We start from the raw sequence: 15777 nt of genomic DNA on the forward strand, positions 1-15777 counted from the left end.
CAGCCCCCTTATCATAAAATTGAAGCTATTGTATTTGCTTTCGCCAATCTGCAGATTAAAAGGTAAGGATTACTTAATGTATCGGCGTCTTATGTTCAATTTTTTGCAGTATATAGATACTGTATGTCTTTACAAAACTTCATCTACATCTAGATTTTTATCTAAATAAGCTGAACGCGCTTATAAAGCGTTACAAGACATCAAAAAATGCCAATACTCGACAGAGATAGTAAAAGACTAGCTAACTCGGGGGTTCTTTGTCTTTTTTTCTGCTTAGTAAATTTCTTAAACATTTGCAGCGTAGGTTAGTTGCAATTAAAAGCAGCTGAATTTCGCTTGTCAAGCGTTTAAAACATAAAAAACGCCAATATTTTAAAGCAGATAATAACCCCAGGGCTTCTTTTGCCTTTTTTTTTATTTGGTAAATTTCTTAAATATTTATAGCTAAACGACAATCGTCATCCCGCTGCTTGTTAGCGGGATCTATGCTTTGAGATACCGCGAATAAATCGCGGTATGACGTAGAGCTCGCGTTAGCTATACTTTTATGCTTACCAACTCAGTATCCAATCAAAATCCTGGATTTCAGTGTCAAGCACTGAAATGACACCAAAAGGGCTACTGCTGTTTTGGATGGAAACCAGTGTCAGCTACTTGAATCTGCCACGCAAATTGCCTGCAAATTGCAATGTTCGTACAGCTGTGCGTCATGCGCTGGAATGGCATCAAGGGGTAACTTTTTATTTAAACAATGATTGTAAAATGATTATAATAAGAGATCTATTGAAATTTTAAAGTTATTAAATATTGACGCTATATACTTAAGTGTTAAAATAGAATGAAAAGTTTTTAGGAGTTTATATGGCAGCAGGTGGGAAAGCAAAGACAGCTAGTAAAAATAACCCTACTCAGCGTAAGAAAGCTGAGCAAAAAATGTATAAAGATAAACCGGTAAAACCTGTTAGATATATAGATCGTGATTCGCGCATGAATTATATGTCTGCTCAATATGACAACGGCAATCTGGTTGAAGATGAGGTAAGCGGCAATCCTATAAAGTGGGAAGCTGTATAATAGTTGTGGTTAAAGTTACTATTAATTCTAAGGAATGTGAAGTAGAGCATGGGCTCACTATAATTCAAGCTTGTGAAGTTGTGGGCGTTGAAATTCCACGTTTTTGTTATCGTGAGCGTTTAGCAATTGCTGGTAATTGCAGAATGTGTTTGGTTGAAGTGGAGGGTGGACCTCCAAAACCAGTAGCCTCTTGTGCAATACCAGTTGCAGAAGGGATGGTTATTCACACTGATACCCCTAAGGTTAAAAAAGCACGTGAAGGTGTGCTTGAGTTTTTGCTAATTAACCACCCGCTTGATTGCCCAATTTGCGATCAGGGTGGTGAATGCGATTTGCAAGATATCACGATGGCTTATGGGAAAGGAACCAGCAGACTTGATGAGCATAAGAGGGCTGTGCCAAAAAAACACTTCGGACCACTGATTGAGACCGCGATGAATCGATGCATTCATTGCACTCGGTGTGTTAGATTTTTGTCCGATGTTGCAGGTACAAATGAACTTGGAGGAATCGGAAGGGGAGAAAATGTAGAGATTAGCACTTACATAAAAAGGCATATTAGTTCTGAATTATCTGGAAATATCATAGATCTCTGCCCGGTAGGGGCTTTAACTTCAAAGCCTTACTCCTTTACAGCGCGTCCATGGGAGCTATCACATTGTGAGACTATAGATGTGCTAGATGCTGTGGGAAGTAGCATTAGAGTTGATTATCGTGGCCTGGAAGTTATGCGAATATTACCAAGGCTGAGCGAAGAGGTAAATGAAGAATGGATATCAGATAAAACCCGCTTTGCCTATGATGGACTAAAAGTTCAGCGTCTTGATCGACCTTATGTAAAAAAAGATGGTAAATTAGCCCCAGTTGATTGGAATGAAGCATTAACTGTTGCTGCAAAGAAATTAAAGAATACAAAATCAAATAAAATAGCTGCAATTGCAGGTGATTTAGCAGATTGTGAGTCTATGCTTCTACTCAAAGAAGTGATGCAGAAGCTTGGCTCGGGGAATATAGACTGCAGGCAAGATGGTGCAAAGCTTATACCAAGTAATCGTGGATCGTATGTGTTCAATACCACTATTGAAGGTATAGAAAATGCAGATTTATGCCTGCTTATAAATACAAATCCAAGGATAGAAGCACCGATCATTAACGTAAGATTGAGAAAGAGATATTTACAGGGCAACTTTCCTATTGCAAGTGTTGGTCCTAACATTGAATATTTATATTATGTCGAGAAATTGGGCGATAATCCTGATATTTTGAGTGAAATAGCAAATGGAAGTCATAAATTCTGTGAGCTGCTGGTGGCTGCTCAAAACCCTATGCTGATCATTGGTCAAGATGCATTAATAAGAGATGATTCTGAATCAATTCTAATTCTAGTTGGCAAAATTGCAGAAAAATTTAACATGGTCAGAGATGACTGGAATGGCTTTAATGTGCTGCATAAAGCTGCAGCAAGAGTTGGTGGGCTAGATACTGGGTTTGTTCCTAAAAAAGGCGAAAGGGATATTAATCAAATATTGGAACATGCAGAAAGTGGTGAAATAGAAGTGGTTTATCTTCTTGGTGCAGATGAAATTGACACATCAAAGTTAGAAAACACATTTGTAATTTATCAAGGTCATCACGGTGATAAGGGTGCACATGTGGCAGATGTTATCTTGCCTGGTGCTGCATATACAGAAAAATATGCAACTTATGTAAACACTGAAGGTCGAGTGCAAAGAACAAATTTAGCTGTATTTCCTCCAGGTGAAGCAAAGGAGGATTGGTTAATTATTAAAAATCTCTCGCAATATTTGGATCTCTCCTTACCATATGATAGTTTATTTGACGTGAGAAAAAAATTAGATACTATCGGTCCACAGTTTAGAAATGCTGATCAAGTGATAAAAAATACATGGGTACCAATCAGCAGTGGTGAAATAAGCTTAAGTAATACACCTTTTACTTTAAAGGAGTGTAATTTTTATATGACGGATTCAATAAGTCGCGCTTCAAAAATAATGGCGGATTGTACTAAGGCTTTTTATGATAACGCTAGTTAATGTTTTATTTATTTTAACGCCTTTTTTACTGCCAGTCTTGGTTTACTTTGAGCATAAAGCCAATTTAGTAATAATGAACAAGGATCCAATTTTAGAATGTAAGCCTTATACGTTGCTACAATTGCGCGCTGATATTGTAACATTATTTGTTCATGTACTGATATTGGCAGGTGGTATATTTCCTGGAGTTATTAAAGATGGATGGAGTTATTTTCCATTAATAATAATCATGATTTTTTTACTTTCATTCATATTAGGTGATGATGTTAAAATTAAAGATACTAGTTCATGGAATATGTTTAACCTTTTTAGGCAAATTATTGTGGCAGCTGTATGTGGTGCTACAGCTGGTATAGTTTCACGCGGGGTGTATGATAGTTCTAGATTATCAATAATTATAATTGTTATTATTATGTCATTTATATTGTTCAGTTGGTACGTATCGCGCTACTACGCTAAATCGGAAAATGGTAGGTTGCGGAATATGGTTGCTGCTCTTACTCTAATAACATCATCTGCTTTATCTACTGCGCTTGCTATATTCTTCATTTTGGCGATTATGAATTACTTTTTTGGTTTAGAGTTGTATGCCTTTAATATTTAAAATTATTTTTCTTCTCATTCCACTTTTGCTTTCAGTAGCATATTTGGTGTACTTTGAACGTAAAGTTATTGGTGCAATTCAACTAAGGCACGGCCCGAGTGTAGTTGGACCTTTTGGGCTATTGCAGCCATTTGCAGATGCTATTAAGCTACTGATTAAAGAGCCGATAATACCATTTAGAGCGAGCACCATACTGTTCATTATGGCTCCAATGCTTACCTTTATCTTGGCATTAATTGCCTGGGCAGTTATACCGTTTGGTGCTGAAGTAATTGTAGAAAATGGCCAGCAAGTAGTTATTCCTAAGGTTATAGCAAATATTAATGTTGGAGTGCTTTACGTGCTAGCTATATCGTCGCTGGGAGTATACGGCGTGATTATTGCAGGCTGGTCAAGCAACTCCAATTATGCATTCCTTGGCGCTATACGGTCGGCTGCTCAGATGATTTCATATGAAGTTTCAATAGGCTTAATAGTTGCTGCAGTCGTTATTACCACTGGAACATTAAATCTTGGAGAGATGGTGGTAGCGAAACACAATATGCCATTTTGGGTTGATTTGCTACTAATGCCTATAGGAATAATATTTTTTATTTCTTTGCTTGCAGAAACTAATCGTCACCCATTTGATTTACCAGAAGCTGAAGCAGAGCTTGTCTCTGGATATAACGTTGAATATTCATCCATGCCTTTTGCCCTCTTTTTTCTTGGAGAATATGCAAATATGATTCTAGCAAGTGCTATGATGACGATATTCTTTCTAGGAGGATGGTATCCGCCGCTGGAGTTCAGTTTACTTTACAAAATTCCAGGTTTAATTTGGTTCATTTTGAAAATAGTTATACTTTTGTTTATATTTATTTGGATTAGAGCAACAATACCTCGTTATCGATATGATCAGCTAATGCGCCTTGGTTGGAAAGTATTTCTACCAATATCGGTGCTTTGGGTGATACTCATTTCAGGGGTGTTGCTCTTTACTGGGAATTTGCCTGGATCCAATGTTTAATTTCCCAAATACAAGATTAAGACGCAGGCGCTCGAGCAAATGGGTTCGCAATTTAACAAGTGAAAATAGTTTATCAGTAAATGATCTGGTTCTTCCTCTGTTTGTTCATGACAGAGAAGAAACAACTGAACCAATTTCTGGCTTACCAGGCGTAAAGTGTTATTCAATAGATGGATTAGTGTCTATAGTTAAGGAAGCTAAAGATTTAGGAATTAATGCTGTTGCAATTTTTCCTGTAGTTGATAGTAAACTAAAATCTGAAAACGCTGAGGGAGCATATAATTCTGACAACTTAATCTGCAAAGCAATCCGTGCTGTAAAATTAAAGGTACCTGAAATTGGTATTATTGCAGACGTTGCACTGGATCCATACACTATTCATGGCCATGACGGCATTTTAAAAGATAATCAGATGGATGTAGAAAACGATGAAACTATATCAGTACTGTGTAAGCAAGCACTTGCTTTAGCGAAGGCAGGATGTGATATAGTTGCTCCTTCTGATATGATGGATGGTAGAATAGGAAGAATCAGAAAATCATTAGATGATAACAACTTTCAAGACGTATTAATATTATCTTATGCAGTGAAATACTGCTCTAGCTTCTATGCTCCATTCAGGCAAGTCGTTGGTTCATGTGGGCTATCACATTCTATAGACAAAAGTGGTTATCAAATGGATTATAAAAATGCGCACGAAGCAATGTGCGAAATTGAAATGGATATAAATGAAGGTGCAGATTTTATTATGATTAAACCAGGTATGCCATATTTAGATATTATTAAAACAGCAAGTGATAAGTTTAATTTTCCGATTTTTGCTTACCAAGTAAGCGGTGAGTACGCAATGATAAAAGCTGCTGCAAATAATAGCTGGCTGGATTATGACAAGGTGATTTATGAATCTTTGATTGGTTTCAAACGTGCGGGTGCAAGTGCAATATTCACTTACGCTGCACTTGATATTGCAAAAAATTTAAGTGCATAAGCCCTATAAAATTATTAAATTTTTGGCGCACGTTCTTCTACTGTTGCTGCATATTACCTAAAATCTTCCAATACATGTTTTAAGTTATTGATAAGTCCGTTACAATACAGTATTATAAATAATATAAACCAAGTGTTACTTAGAACATGGGGATTTTTTTTAAATTTTTGGGGAAGATGCTAGGCAAGGTTTTTCCTGCCAAAACAGTAAGCTCTCTTTTAGGAATAGGATATTTACCAAGTTGGCAGAACTATTGGTCTTCTTTTTTAATATTATTTATTGTCGATGTTATATTAATTCTTACATATGGAGGCGAATACTTACTATATAAAATGCCAGACTCAGGAATAGTTGTAGCTGCTGTTTTTACAGAATTGGCAATAGTTATGTTAGTAATGCAATTAATTGGAATATTTATTTTTCATGCTCAAGACCCTTCAGCAAACAGTGGTGAAGAAATAGTAATACAAATAGCGTCAGGGCAAGTACTGACTGTAGCACTTTCAATGCCAGCAATAATGTCAATTTATTATGCTGTAAGTAAACTCTATGGGAATATATGTAAGCAGATGTTTCAATGCCCATTTTGGTTTAATGATTTTATGCACTTTTTCTTTTTTCTTATGATACCTTACGTATTTTTTAATGTCGTAGAAGTGATAAAACCATGGCCAATAAGTTCAATACAGCTCAGCTATAATAATGCAATGTCAATTACATTTGAGGGGATTTTTCACACATTTTATGCGGTGATTTTACTGTATTTAACAGCATTTATATTCTGCGATTTAACTATGCATGATGCAATTGTCCTAAATAAAAGCATAATTCAGTATGTGAGGGAAAGTTCAGCAGTTTTAGGTGATTATTTACATGATACTGTTAAAAAAATAGGTATTGAATAGTACTTATTTATTTATATATTTAGTATAAAAAGTGTGCAATTTGTGTGAACTTACAAAGTATAATAAAAGAGTTACAAGATTTTTGGGCTAGTGAAGGATGTGTTATACTTCACCCATACACATCTGAAGTTGGTGCTGGCACATTACATCCTGCAACAATTATGTCTGCAATTGATACAAAACCGGCAAAAATTGCATATCTACAACCAGTAATTAGGCCAGCAGATGGGCGCTATAGTGATAATCCTAATCGTTTGTATCAACATCACCAATATCAAGTTATAATAAAGCCATCTGGTAATAATTTACAAGACGTCTATTTAGATAGCTTAAAAGTTCTTGGCATATCTACAGAAAAATATGATATTAAGTTTGTTGAAGATGATTGGGAAAATCCAAGTGTTGGTGCATCAGGACTTGGTTGGGAAGTTACATGCAATGGAATGGAAGTAACACAGCTTACTTATATACAGCAAGTTGGAGGGATTGACTGCAAGATGATTCCTGGTGAGGTGGCATATGGGTTGGAACGTTTAGCAATGTGCATACAAGGTGTAGATAATGTTTACGATATAATTTGGAACGATAACGGTGTAACTTACGGAGATATTTTTAAACAAAGAGAATATGAATTTTCTTATCTAGCGTTAGATTATTATGATACTAAAGTGGTACAGCAGCAATTCGAAGATACGGAAAAATTGTGTAAGTTCCTTATTGAAAAGGAGCTACCAATGGCAGCTTATGACCAATGTATTAAAACTAGTCACCTACTTAATCTGCTTGATGCAAGAGGTGTGCTTGGTGTGAATGAACGTACAGCTTATATTGGTAGAGTTAGAGAGCTGACAAAAAAATGTTGCGAATTGTACATGAGTAAATAGCATATGTCGTTGCAGTTATTATTTGAGTGCCTTTCAGAAGAAATACCACCGAGAATGCAGAATGTAGCTGCAACTCAAGTTAAGAGCTGTATTGCCAATGTTTTTAACAAAAATAATGTAAAATTTACATCAATGGAGGTTTTTATAACGGCACGTCGCATTACTCTATTTGTTGACAACATAAATGCTTTGGAGCTAAAGGATTCCAATAACGAAGTTAAGGGACCAAACATTAACGCACCAAAAAGTGCTATCGAGGGTTTTTTAAGAAAATATCAGAAAAATGAAGAAGATTTGCTCGTTCGAAAAGTAAATAATGAGGATTTTTACTTCATTAAAAGAGAAAGCTGCTCATTTAACATCAGAGAATTCCTCAAAAATCAACTGGAGGAAATGCTCAAAAACTTTTCTTGGTTGAAGAGCATGAGATGGGGCGAAGGAAAAGAAAGGTGGGTTAGGCCAATCAAAAACATTTTATGCATTTTAAATGATGAAATAATACCTGTATCTTTTGCATGGATCACAGCATCTAACACAACATATGGCCATCGATTTCTCTCAAGTGGTACGGCGCTTACTGTTAAAACACCTAAAGACTATTTTGAATTGCTAGAAAAAAACAGTGTAATTCTCCAAATGGACAAAAGAAAGCAATTTATACTAGATCAGATTAATAAATTCACAAAAGAGCAGAATTTACAACTTGAGAAAAATGATTATTTACTAAATGAATTGACAGGGCTTATAGAGTGGCCAATCGTACTGTTTGGTGAAGTGAATCAAGAAAAGTCATTTGGATTACCGAAGGAAGTAATACTTAGTATAGTTAATACACAACAAAAATACCTTGCTTTAAGTAATGGAAAGAGAATTTCACACTTTGTCACTGTTGTCAACGTCAACAATGGTGAAGTTGTTAAAGGACACGAAAGAATATTAGAAGCACGTCTTGCTGATGCCCAATTTTTAATATCTCAAGATAAAAAGGAAAATCTAGATTATTATGTCAAAAGATTAGGTTCAATATTATTTCATGCTTCACTTGGCAGCGTGGGGGAAAAGGTGAAGCGTATTACGGCTTTGTCAAAGTATATAGCTATATTTATTCCACATGCTTCGCTGATAAAAGTTGAACGTGCTGCATATTTGGCAAAAGCTGATTTGGCAACATCGATAGTAAGAGAGTTTCCAGAATTACAAGGAGTAATGGGTGGATATTATGCTTCTTATTTTCAAGAAGATAGAGAAATAGTGGAAGCTATAACTGAGCATTATAAGCCAATCGGGCCAGAGCAGGAGTGTCCTAAATCTCCTTCTGCAATTGCTGTGTCAATTGCAGACAAAGTGGATAGCTTAGTTGGTTTAATTGCAGCAGGTGAGAAAATCTCTGGTTCGTATGATCAGTTTGGTTTGCGGAGAATGACAATTGGTATAATTAGGACAATACTTGAAAATAATTTGCATGTTCCAATTAGGCTAATGATAGACAAGTCAGTATCTTTATATTCAAGGCTTCTATTTAATAAAAATACAGCGTCAGTTGATAAGCCGAATAGAAAACAAATTTCAGAACTAGTATTTAGATTTTGCTTAGAAAGATTCAAGGTTATTTTAAAAAATAGAGATATAAGGCAAGATGTTGTAGATTCAATACTATATAAAATCGATATTAATGATCTGCTGACAGCAGAAAAGCAAACTGTTATATTGGATCGTTATCTTAGTACTCCAGAAGGTGAACAAATTCTAAGCACTTACAAAAGAGTCAGTAACATGATGAGCAAAGCAAGGAAAAGTGATGGCATTACTTATAGTGCATCTTACGGTAAGAGGTTTTTGATTGAAAGTGAAGAAATTGCGCTATCAAATTGTGCTATAACTGCTTGTAAAAACATAAAACAAGCGATAAAAAATAACCACTTTAATGTAGCACTTGATGAACTTGCTGGTTTTGCTCCGTTTATCAATCAGTTTATGGACAGTGTAAAGATTAACTGTGATTCTGATAAACTGAAGAGAAACAGATTATCTTTGCTTGAAAATGTAGTTTCCATCTTTCATTTAGTAGCAGATTTTAACCTCATACAGGTTAAGCAATGGATAAATGCTCAGGCAATATAAAGAACAAATCAAATCATCTCCACAGTCCTGTGGCGTGTATAAGATGGTCGGAGATAAGAATAAAGTTTTATATGTTGGAAAAGCAAAAAACTTAAAGTCGAGATTATCCGACTACCTTCAATTCGAAAACCTTTCTGAACGAATTAGAGTTATGCTCTTACAGGTTATTAAGGTTGAAATATTCATCACTGAGAATGAAATCGAAGCACTGCTTCTTGAAGCACAGCTAATAAAATCATTGAAACCACTTTATAATATTGTGCTCAAGGATGGAAAATTTTATCCTTATATAACAATTTCCAAGCACGATTATCCAAGAATAGCAAAATATAGAGGCAAATTTAAGAAGAATGAGTTTCATTATTATGGTCCCTTTACATCTGCCGCTGCTGTTAAGCAAACTATATTGTCATTGCAAAAAGCTTTTCTCCTAAGAGTATGTTCAGATCAATACTTTTCCTCAACAAAAAGACCATGTATTGAATATCAAATTAAGCGCTGCTCAGCACCATGCGTAGATAAAATCACAAAAGACGACTACTGCCAATCAGTAAAACAGGCACGAAATACATTGCTTGGAAGAAATAAGGAAGTGAAAGAACAGTTACTTTTCACAATGAGAAAGTGCAGCAGTGAAGAAAACTATGAGCTTGCTGCTATATATAGAGATCGGGTAAAGTTTCTTGAGCAAATTCAAATACAGCACACGGATTTTTCTTTTGAAAAAGATGCAGATTTCTTCAGTATTGTACGTGAAGAGGATCTAGCATGTATTAGTGTGTTATCGTTCAGAAATAAAGACAACTACGGCAGCACTCCTTACTTTGCCGAGAACTGTGGTGATCACTCAAATGATGAAATTTTATCCACCTTTTTGGTCAATTTTTATAATTCAGCTAACATACCTCCAATACAAATTTACGTTCCAGATTCTATTGTGGATAAGGAAATTATAGAACAAGCACTATATAAGGTTGCTCAAAAGCCAGTAAAAGTTCTGCATGCAAAGAATAAAAAAGAGCGTGATTTATTGAAATTTGTTTATGATAACTCTCAGCATAGCTTAGAGCAGAAGCTTATCGATTATAGAAATAACCTAGAAAAGCTTGAGGAGCTTAGCAAAATCTTCTTGTTACCAAATATTCCAAAGCGTATTGAGGTTTATGACAATAGCCATATATTTGGAAACCAACAAATTGGTGTAATGGTTGTTGCAGGGCAGGAGGGTTTTTTAAAAAGTGAGTACAGAAAATTTACTATAAAGGAAAAATTTTCAGGAGATGACTATAAAATGATGAGGGAAGTGCTAACCAGACGTTTCTCCGGCAATATAAAAGGCATAATACCTGATTTTTTACTGATTGATGGTGGACCAGGACATGTTTCCATAGTACAGAATGTACTGGAAGTATTGAATATAAACGTTCCTTTTGCTTGTATGGCAAAAGGTCCTGATCGTAACGCAGGAAATGAAAGATTTTATATGCTGGGCAGGGAAGAATTCAGTCTGGCAAATGACAGCAAAGTCATGCTTTACTTACAATCGCTGCGTAATGAAGCCCACCGTTTTGCGATAACTTCACATAGAAAAAAACGCGATAAACAGTTTATAGTTTCACAATTAAGCAAAATACCCGGCATTGGCAACAAAAGAAAAAAAGCGTTGATGTCTTATTTTGGTTCAGTGAAAAATATAAGCAAAGCTTCTCTGGCTGAAATTCAAAACATACCTGGAATTAGTAAAGGTTTAGCAGAAGTTATTCTTAAACACGTAAATTATAAGAGAGGAGTACTGGAATGACACAAAACCCGTTTTATTATTAGGGAATTTATATCTTAAAACCGCAAAAAAAGGTGTGCGTATTTGTGAAAAAAAATCTCCATAAAATTTGTGAAGCAATGTGGTGGGACTAGTGCGATTCGAACGCACGACCTTCAGATTAGGAGTCCAACGCTCTATCCTGCTGAGCTATAGTCCCGTATTTCCTACCATTCATGTAAAGTTATAGCAAAAAATCCTTTCTTTTCTAGATTTCTTGCATAACCAATTTATGACGACAAAAAACATTTCTGTACTTCTTGAGTATAATGCTATTATATTTAATAACATGGTTTAAGTAAGATTAATGCTAGTTAACAATATTGGTTATTTCTATAACAATCAAAACGACTTTGCTTTAAGCAATATAAACATTAAAGTAAAGAAAGGAAATGTTGCATGTTTATTGGGGCATTCTGGCTGTGGCAAGTCAACAATTTTGAAATTAATTGCGGGGATAGAAAATCCAAAATCTGGAACTATTTTTATAAATGATAGGTTAGTTGCAAGTAATAAGGCATCAGTCGCTATAGAGCATAGAAATATCGGATTGATTTTTCAGCATTCTGCATTATTTCCTCATAAAACAGTAGTAGAAAATATAACCTTTGCTATCCGCAGCTCTTCCAAGAGAGAAAAGCACCTAATTGCATTGGAAATCTTGAAGTTACTCAATATAGAAAAATATGAAAATATGTACCCTAACGCCTTATCTGGAGGACAGCAACAATTAGTTGCAATAGCAAGAGTGATGGCACAAAACCCTGATGTTGTGTTGTTAGATGAACCATTTTCTAATTTAGATATACTGCTCAAGTGCCGAATAAGACAACATATATTGTCCCTTTTTAGAAGTAAAAATATCCCTGTGCTAATGGTAACTCATGACCCGCAAGAAGCATTGAAAGTTGCAGATTTTATCTACGTAATGAAAAATGGTAAAATTATTCAATCAGGAGTTTCTAGCGATATATACCATAAGCCTAAAGATGATACGCTAGCAAAGTTTTTTAGTGAGCTCTCTTCTACTCTACAGTTAAGCGAAAAGTTTCCACTTATTCGCTGCAAGAAAATAATCTAGTTTGGGATTGTTATAAAATAATTAAAAAACCTTGATTTATAATTAAATAAAGGTGATATAATCTATGTGTTACTTGACTTCAGTCAAGTTTTAATATTTAAAGGTCAATATTTTAAATGGAGGTGAAAATGAGTTTAGGACCATGGCAATTGTTTCTAGTCTTAATAATAATTTTAGTTCTGTTTGGTGCAGGCAGATTACCGCAAGTTATGGGTGATTTAGGAAAAGGCATCAAAAACCTTAAACAGGAGCTTAAGGACTCAGAAAAATTATCGTCTAATGAACCAGATCGTTAGCGTCCTCATACTTCGTGACATGCACCTTAGTGCATGTCATCTGTTTAAAAACTTAGTCAGGTTAAAGAATGAAAGAGATGAAGTGTTGGTATGAAATAAATAACAAATATTGAAATACAGCAACAACTATGTTAGCTTAAGAGGAATATTTTATTAAAGGATAATTGTGCAAAAAAGTGAGAAACTAACTAAAGATAAAAAACTAGCTTCTGATATTCTAAAAGAGGTTGCAGATACCAATAACAATGATAGCAATAAAGTAACTTTGTTTGACATTAAAACAGCTTTGCATGAGCGCGGTTTTGGTATTTTAATAATCATCTTCTCCTTGCCGCTATCGGTGCCTATACCGGTTCCACCTGGTTATACAACTATTCTTTCTATACCTTTAATCTTATTCTCACTGCAGCTTCTATTTGGATTTGATTCTCCTTGGATGCCCAGTTGGCTAGAAAGAAGATCTTTTCAGCGTTCAACACTAGCTCTTGTGGTAGAGAAAACTTCCCCTGTATTAGAAAAAATAGAAAAATTCATGAAGCCAAGACTGTCTTTCATTTTCTATGGGCCTGGTGAGAAGATTCTGGCTTTTATGATGTTGCTTTGTGCAATAATAATAGCTCTTCCATTACCTTTTACTCACTTCCTTCCTGCAATTGGCACAACTCTTATTTCACTTAGCATTATGAGTAAAGACGGGTTTCTATCCATATTGGGAGTTTTAGTATCATTGTGCGCGTTGTTGCTTACTCTTGTTGTAATAGTCAAAGGACCACAACTTATAACCGGAGCACTTTCTCTTCTTAAAAGCTTTACAACACTTTAACAAAAGAACGAATTACTAGCGCAAAATGAATAATGCATATTGAAATAAAACAATAATTGTGTTAAGAATTATTTTTATCAAAGGTTTTTCGTGTCAAAAAATGATAAGTTGACTAAAAGTGATAAATTAGCTTCTGATATTCTAAAAGAAGTTGCAGATACCAATAACAATGATAGCGATAAAGTAACTTTGTTTGACATTAAAACAGCTTTGCATGAGCGTGGTTTTGGTATTTTAATAATCATCTTCTCCTTGCCGCTATCGGTGCCTATACCGGTTCCACCTGGTTATACAACTATTCTTTCTATACCTTTAATCTTATTCTCACTGCAGCTTCTATTTGGATTTGATTCTCCTTGGATGCCGCATTGGTTGGAAAGAAGGTCTTTTCAGCGTTCAACACTAGCTTTTGTGGTAGAGAAAACTTCTCCAGCATTAAAAAAAATAGAAAAGTTCATGAAACCAAGAATGTCTTTTATTTTCTATGGGCCCGGTGAAAAGATTTTAGCTTTTGTAATGTTGCTTTCTGCATTATCGATAGCTCTTCCATTGCCTCTTACTAACTTCATTCCTGCAATTGGTACGACTCTTATTTCGCTTGGCATTATGAGTAAAGATGGGTTTCTATCCATATTGGGAGTTTTAATATCATTGTGTGGGCTATTGCTTACTCTTGTTGTAGTAGTCAAAGGGCCACAACTTATCATTGGGGCATTTTCTTTTCTCAAAAGCTTCGTATATGGTTAGGCTTTACAACACCTTAACAAAAAAAAAGGAGCTTTTTACACCTATCGATAAAGATCATGTGAAAATGTATGTTTGCGGACCAACAGTATATGACACAGCACATATAGGCAATGCACGGTCTGTTGTTGTGTATGATGTGTTATTTCAGCTACTTAAGTTTTGTTATGGCAAAGTTACCTATGTGCGTAACATAACCGACATTGATGATAAGATAATTAATGCAGCAAGTGAAAAAAATAGCAACATAGAAAGTATCAGCACATATTACACCAAGGCTTTTCATGAAGATATGAGAAGCATAAATTGTGCAGAGCCAACACACGAGCCAAAAGCAACGAAAAACGTAGATTATATTATAAAATTAATTGAACATTTGCTGCAATCAGGCCACGCTTATGAATCTGACAAACATGTGTATTTTAATATAGAATCTTACCATGAATATGGTGCTTTATCAGGAAAAAAAACTGATGAATTGGTTCCAGGTAGCAGAGTTGAAGTTAATGAAAATAAAAAGCACCCGGGAGATTTTGTGCTGTGGAAGCCTGCAAATGATATTGACTACAAACTTTCAAGTTATTGGAATAGCCCATGGGGAGAGGGCAGACCTGGATGGCATATAGAATGCTCAGCAATGTCATATGCTTACCTTGGCAAAGATTTTGATATTCATGGTGGCGGCATAGATTTACAATTTCCTCACCATGAAAATGAAATTGCACAGAGTAAGTCTGCATTTGCTGGATCAATGTTTGCAAAATACTGGATACATAACGGTTTTCTTACAGTAAATGAAGAGAAAATGAGCAAGTCCTTATTTAATATAGTCAAAGTAAGGGATTTGCTAGATAGTGGAATAAAGGGTGAAGTAATACGCTATGCACTGCTCAAAACTCACTACAGAAAACCACTTGATTGGACAGAAAACGTTATTTCTGATGCACAGGAAACCTTAAATAAATTTAATCGATTATCACGTGGTTTAGATACAACAAATATTGATGAAAGTAACGCAGAGATTTCTAAAGATTTTATAGACGCTTTAAAAAACGACTTAAACATCCCTGAAGCTCTAGCTATATTACATGAAATGGCTGCAAAAATTAACAAAATGAGTAATGAAAGTGAAAAGCTTAAATTAACTGAGAGTTTTGTTAAGAGTGCCAGATTTATTGGTCTTCTTGAGTCAAGTTATCAAGAGTGGTTTACTGCTGGTGTGAGTCATCAAGAAATAGAAAGATTGATAGATTTAAGAAGAGCAGCAAAACAAAATAAAGATTATAATACTGCAGACAAAATAAGGGACCAGTTGAAACAAATAGGGGTTACAATTTCTGACAATGAAGATGGTACAACAACCTGGTAAATTCAT

Annotated in this window: 15 protein-coding genes and 1 tRNA gene; 15 read left to right on the plus strand and 1 reads right to left on the minus strand. The window is 35.1% G+C overall.

Annotation, left to right across the window (positions count from 1 at the left end; all coding sequences use genetic code 11):
- The first annotated feature begins 588 nt into the window (after positions 1 to 588).
- The 10 genes from ABWU73_RS06085 (at position 589) to uvrC (ending at position 11440) form a co-directional block, all read left to right on the plus strand.
- A complete protein-coding gene (locus ABWU73_RS06085) occupies positions 589 to 795 on the plus strand; it encodes a hypothetical protein (protein ID WP_038250894.1) in 207 nt (68 codons plus the stop codon).
- Positions 796 to 861: 66 nt separating this feature from the next.
- Positions 862 to 1074, plus strand: a complete 213-nt coding sequence (locus ABWU73_RS06090) for a hypothetical protein (protein WP_006279675.1) — start codon at positions 862 to 864, stop codon at positions 1072 to 1074.
- Entirely contained in the window at positions 1059 to 3128 is a 2070-nt protein-coding gene (nuoG, locus tag ABWU73_RS06095; RefSeq protein ID WP_353285478.1) for an NADH-quinone oxidoreductase subunit NuoG, read from the plus strand. Before ABWU73_RS06090 ends, nuoG begins: the two co-directional genes overlap by 16 nt.
- Before the next feature lie 73 nt (positions 3129 to 3201).
- The gene (locus ABWU73_RS06100; protein ID WP_264329784.1) at positions 3202 to 3732 is read left to right on the plus strand and encodes a hypothetical protein; all 531 of its coding nucleotides are present in this window, start codon (positions 3202 to 3204) and stop codon (positions 3730 to 3732) included.
- Positions 3716 to 4741 carry an NADH-quinone oxidoreductase subunit NuoH gene (nuoH, locus tag ABWU73_RS06105; RefSeq protein ID WP_264329783.1) on the plus strand — a complete coding sequence of 342 codons (1026 nt, stop codon included), beginning with the start codon at positions 3716 to 3718 and terminating at the stop codon, positions 4739 to 4741. The genes ABWU73_RS06100 and nuoH overlap by 17 nt, the downstream gene beginning before the upstream one ends.
- Positions 4734 to 5729 carry a porphobilinogen synthase gene (hemB, locus tag ABWU73_RS06110; protein ID WP_264329782.1) on the plus strand — a complete coding sequence of 332 codons (996 nt, stop codon included), beginning with the start codon at positions 4734 to 4736 and terminating at the stop codon, positions 5727 to 5729. The genes nuoH and hemB overlap by 8 nt, the downstream gene beginning before the upstream one ends.
- A gap of 146 nt (positions 5730 to 5875) precedes the next feature.
- Positions 5876 to 6634, plus strand: a complete 759-nt coding sequence (locus ABWU73_RS06115) for a phosphatidylglycerophosphatase (protein WP_265017863.1) — start codon at positions 5876 to 5878, stop codon at positions 6632 to 6634.
- A 44-nt stretch (positions 6635 to 6678) separates the two neighbouring features.
- Complete coding sequence (locus ABWU73_RS06120) at positions 6679 to 7518, plus strand: glycine--tRNA ligase subunit alpha (RefSeq protein WP_197907139.1); 840 nt, start codon at positions 6679 to 6681, stop codon at positions 7516 to 7518.
- Between the two features lie 3 nt (positions 7519 to 7521).
- Positions 7522 to 9639: a glycine--tRNA ligase subunit beta gene (gene glyS, locus ABWU73_RS06125; protein WP_264329780.1), complete on the plus strand. Its 2118-nt coding sequence runs from the start codon at positions 7522 to 7524 to the stop codon at positions 9637 to 9639.
- Positions 9623 to 11440, plus strand: a complete 1818-nt coding sequence (gene uvrC, locus ABWU73_RS06130; RefSeq protein ID WP_264329779.1) for an excinuclease ABC subunit UvrC — start codon at positions 9623 to 9625, stop codon at positions 11438 to 11440. Before glyS ends, uvrC begins: the two co-directional genes overlap by 17 nt.
- A 101-nt stretch (positions 11441 to 11541) precedes the next feature.
- On the opposite strand, the gene ABWU73_RS06135 is transcribed toward uvrC, so the two are convergent.
- Positions 11542 to 11618: transfer RNA gene (locus ABWU73_RS06135), tRNA-Arg, on the minus strand.
- Between the two features lie 147 nt (positions 11619 to 11765).
- Between ABWU73_RS06135 and ABWU73_RS06140 the strand changes: the two genes are divergently transcribed.
- From ABWU73_RS06140 to cysS, 5 genes are all read left to right on the plus strand, one after another.
- Positions 11766 to 12539 carry an ABC transporter ATP-binding protein gene (locus tag ABWU73_RS06140; protein ID WP_006280146.1) on the plus strand — a complete coding sequence of 258 codons (774 nt, stop codon included), beginning with the start codon at positions 11766 to 11768 and terminating at the stop codon, positions 12537 to 12539.
- A gap of 128 nt (positions 12540 to 12667) precedes the next feature.
- On the plus strand, positions 12668 to 12835 hold the full coding sequence (locus tag ABWU73_RS06145; RefSeq protein ID WP_006013840.1) for a twin-arginine translocase TatA/TatE family subunit: 168 nt from the start codon (positions 12668 to 12670) through the stop codon (positions 12833 to 12835).
- Positions 12836 to 13001: 166 nt separating this feature from the next.
- Positions 13002 to 13658: an exopolysaccharide biosynthesis protein gene (locus ABWU73_RS06150; RefSeq protein ID WP_010962397.1), complete on the plus strand. Its 657-nt coding sequence runs from the start codon at positions 13002 to 13004 to the stop codon at positions 13656 to 13658.
- Between the two features lie 90 nt (positions 13659 to 13748).
- On the plus strand, positions 13749 to 14405 hold the full coding sequence (locus ABWU73_RS06155; RefSeq protein ID WP_010962396.1) for an exopolysaccharide biosynthesis protein: 657 nt from the start codon (positions 13749 to 13751) through the stop codon (positions 14403 to 14405).
- Positions 14398 to 15771, plus strand: a complete 1374-nt coding sequence (gene cysS / locus ABWU73_RS06160; protein WP_264329778.1) for a cysteine--tRNA ligase — start codon at positions 14398 to 14400, stop codon at positions 15769 to 15771. The genes ABWU73_RS06155 and cysS overlap by 8 nt, the downstream gene beginning before the upstream one ends.
- Positions 15772 to 15777: the final 6 nt, after the last annotated feature.

The sequence above is a fragment of the Wolbachia endosymbiont (group A) of Andrena helvola genome (assembly GCF_964028415.1).
Lineage (GTDB): Bacteria > Pseudomonadota > Alphaproteobacteria > Rickettsiales > Anaplasmataceae > Wolbachia > Wolbachia pipientis.

Bases quoted from the DNA above. Each gene is read 5' to 3' on its own strand.
- ABWU73_RS06090 (WP_006279675.1), top strand. From the start codon at position 862: ATGGCAGCAGGTGGGAAAGCAAAGACAGCTAGTAAAAATAACCCTACT.
- ABWU73_RS06100 (WP_264329784.1), top strand. From the start codon at position 3,202: ATGAACAAGGATCCAATTTTAGAATGTAAGCCTTATACGTTGCTACAA.
- nuoH (WP_264329783.1), top strand. From the start codon at position 3,716: ATGCCTTTAATATTTAAAATTATTTTTCTTCTCATTCCACTTTTGCTT.
- hemB (WP_264329782.1), top strand. From the start codon at position 4,734: ATGTTTAATTTCCCAAATACAAGATTAAGACGCAGGCGCTCGAGCAAA.
- ABWU73_RS06115 (WP_265017863.1), top strand. From the start codon at position 5,876: ATGGGGATTTTTTTTAAATTTTTGGGGAAGATGCTAGGCAAGGTTTTT.
- glyS (WP_264329780.1), top strand. From the start codon at position 7,522: ATGTCGTTGCAGTTATTATTTGAGTGCCTTTCAGAAGAAATACCACCG.
- uvrC (WP_264329779.1), top strand. From the start codon at position 9,623: ATGCTCAGGCAATATAAAGAACAAATCAAATCATCTCCACAGTCCTGT.
- ABWU73_RS06140 (WP_006280146.1), top strand. From the start codon at position 11,766: ATGCTAGTTAACAATATTGGTTATTTCTATAACAATCAAAACGACTTT.
- ABWU73_RS06145 (WP_006013840.1), top strand. From the start codon at position 12,668: ATGAGTTTAGGACCATGGCAATTGTTTCTAGTCTTAATAATAATTTTA.
- cysS (WP_264329778.1), top strand. From the start codon at position 14,398: ATGGTTAGGCTTTACAACACCTTAACAAAAAAAAAGGAGCTTTTTACA.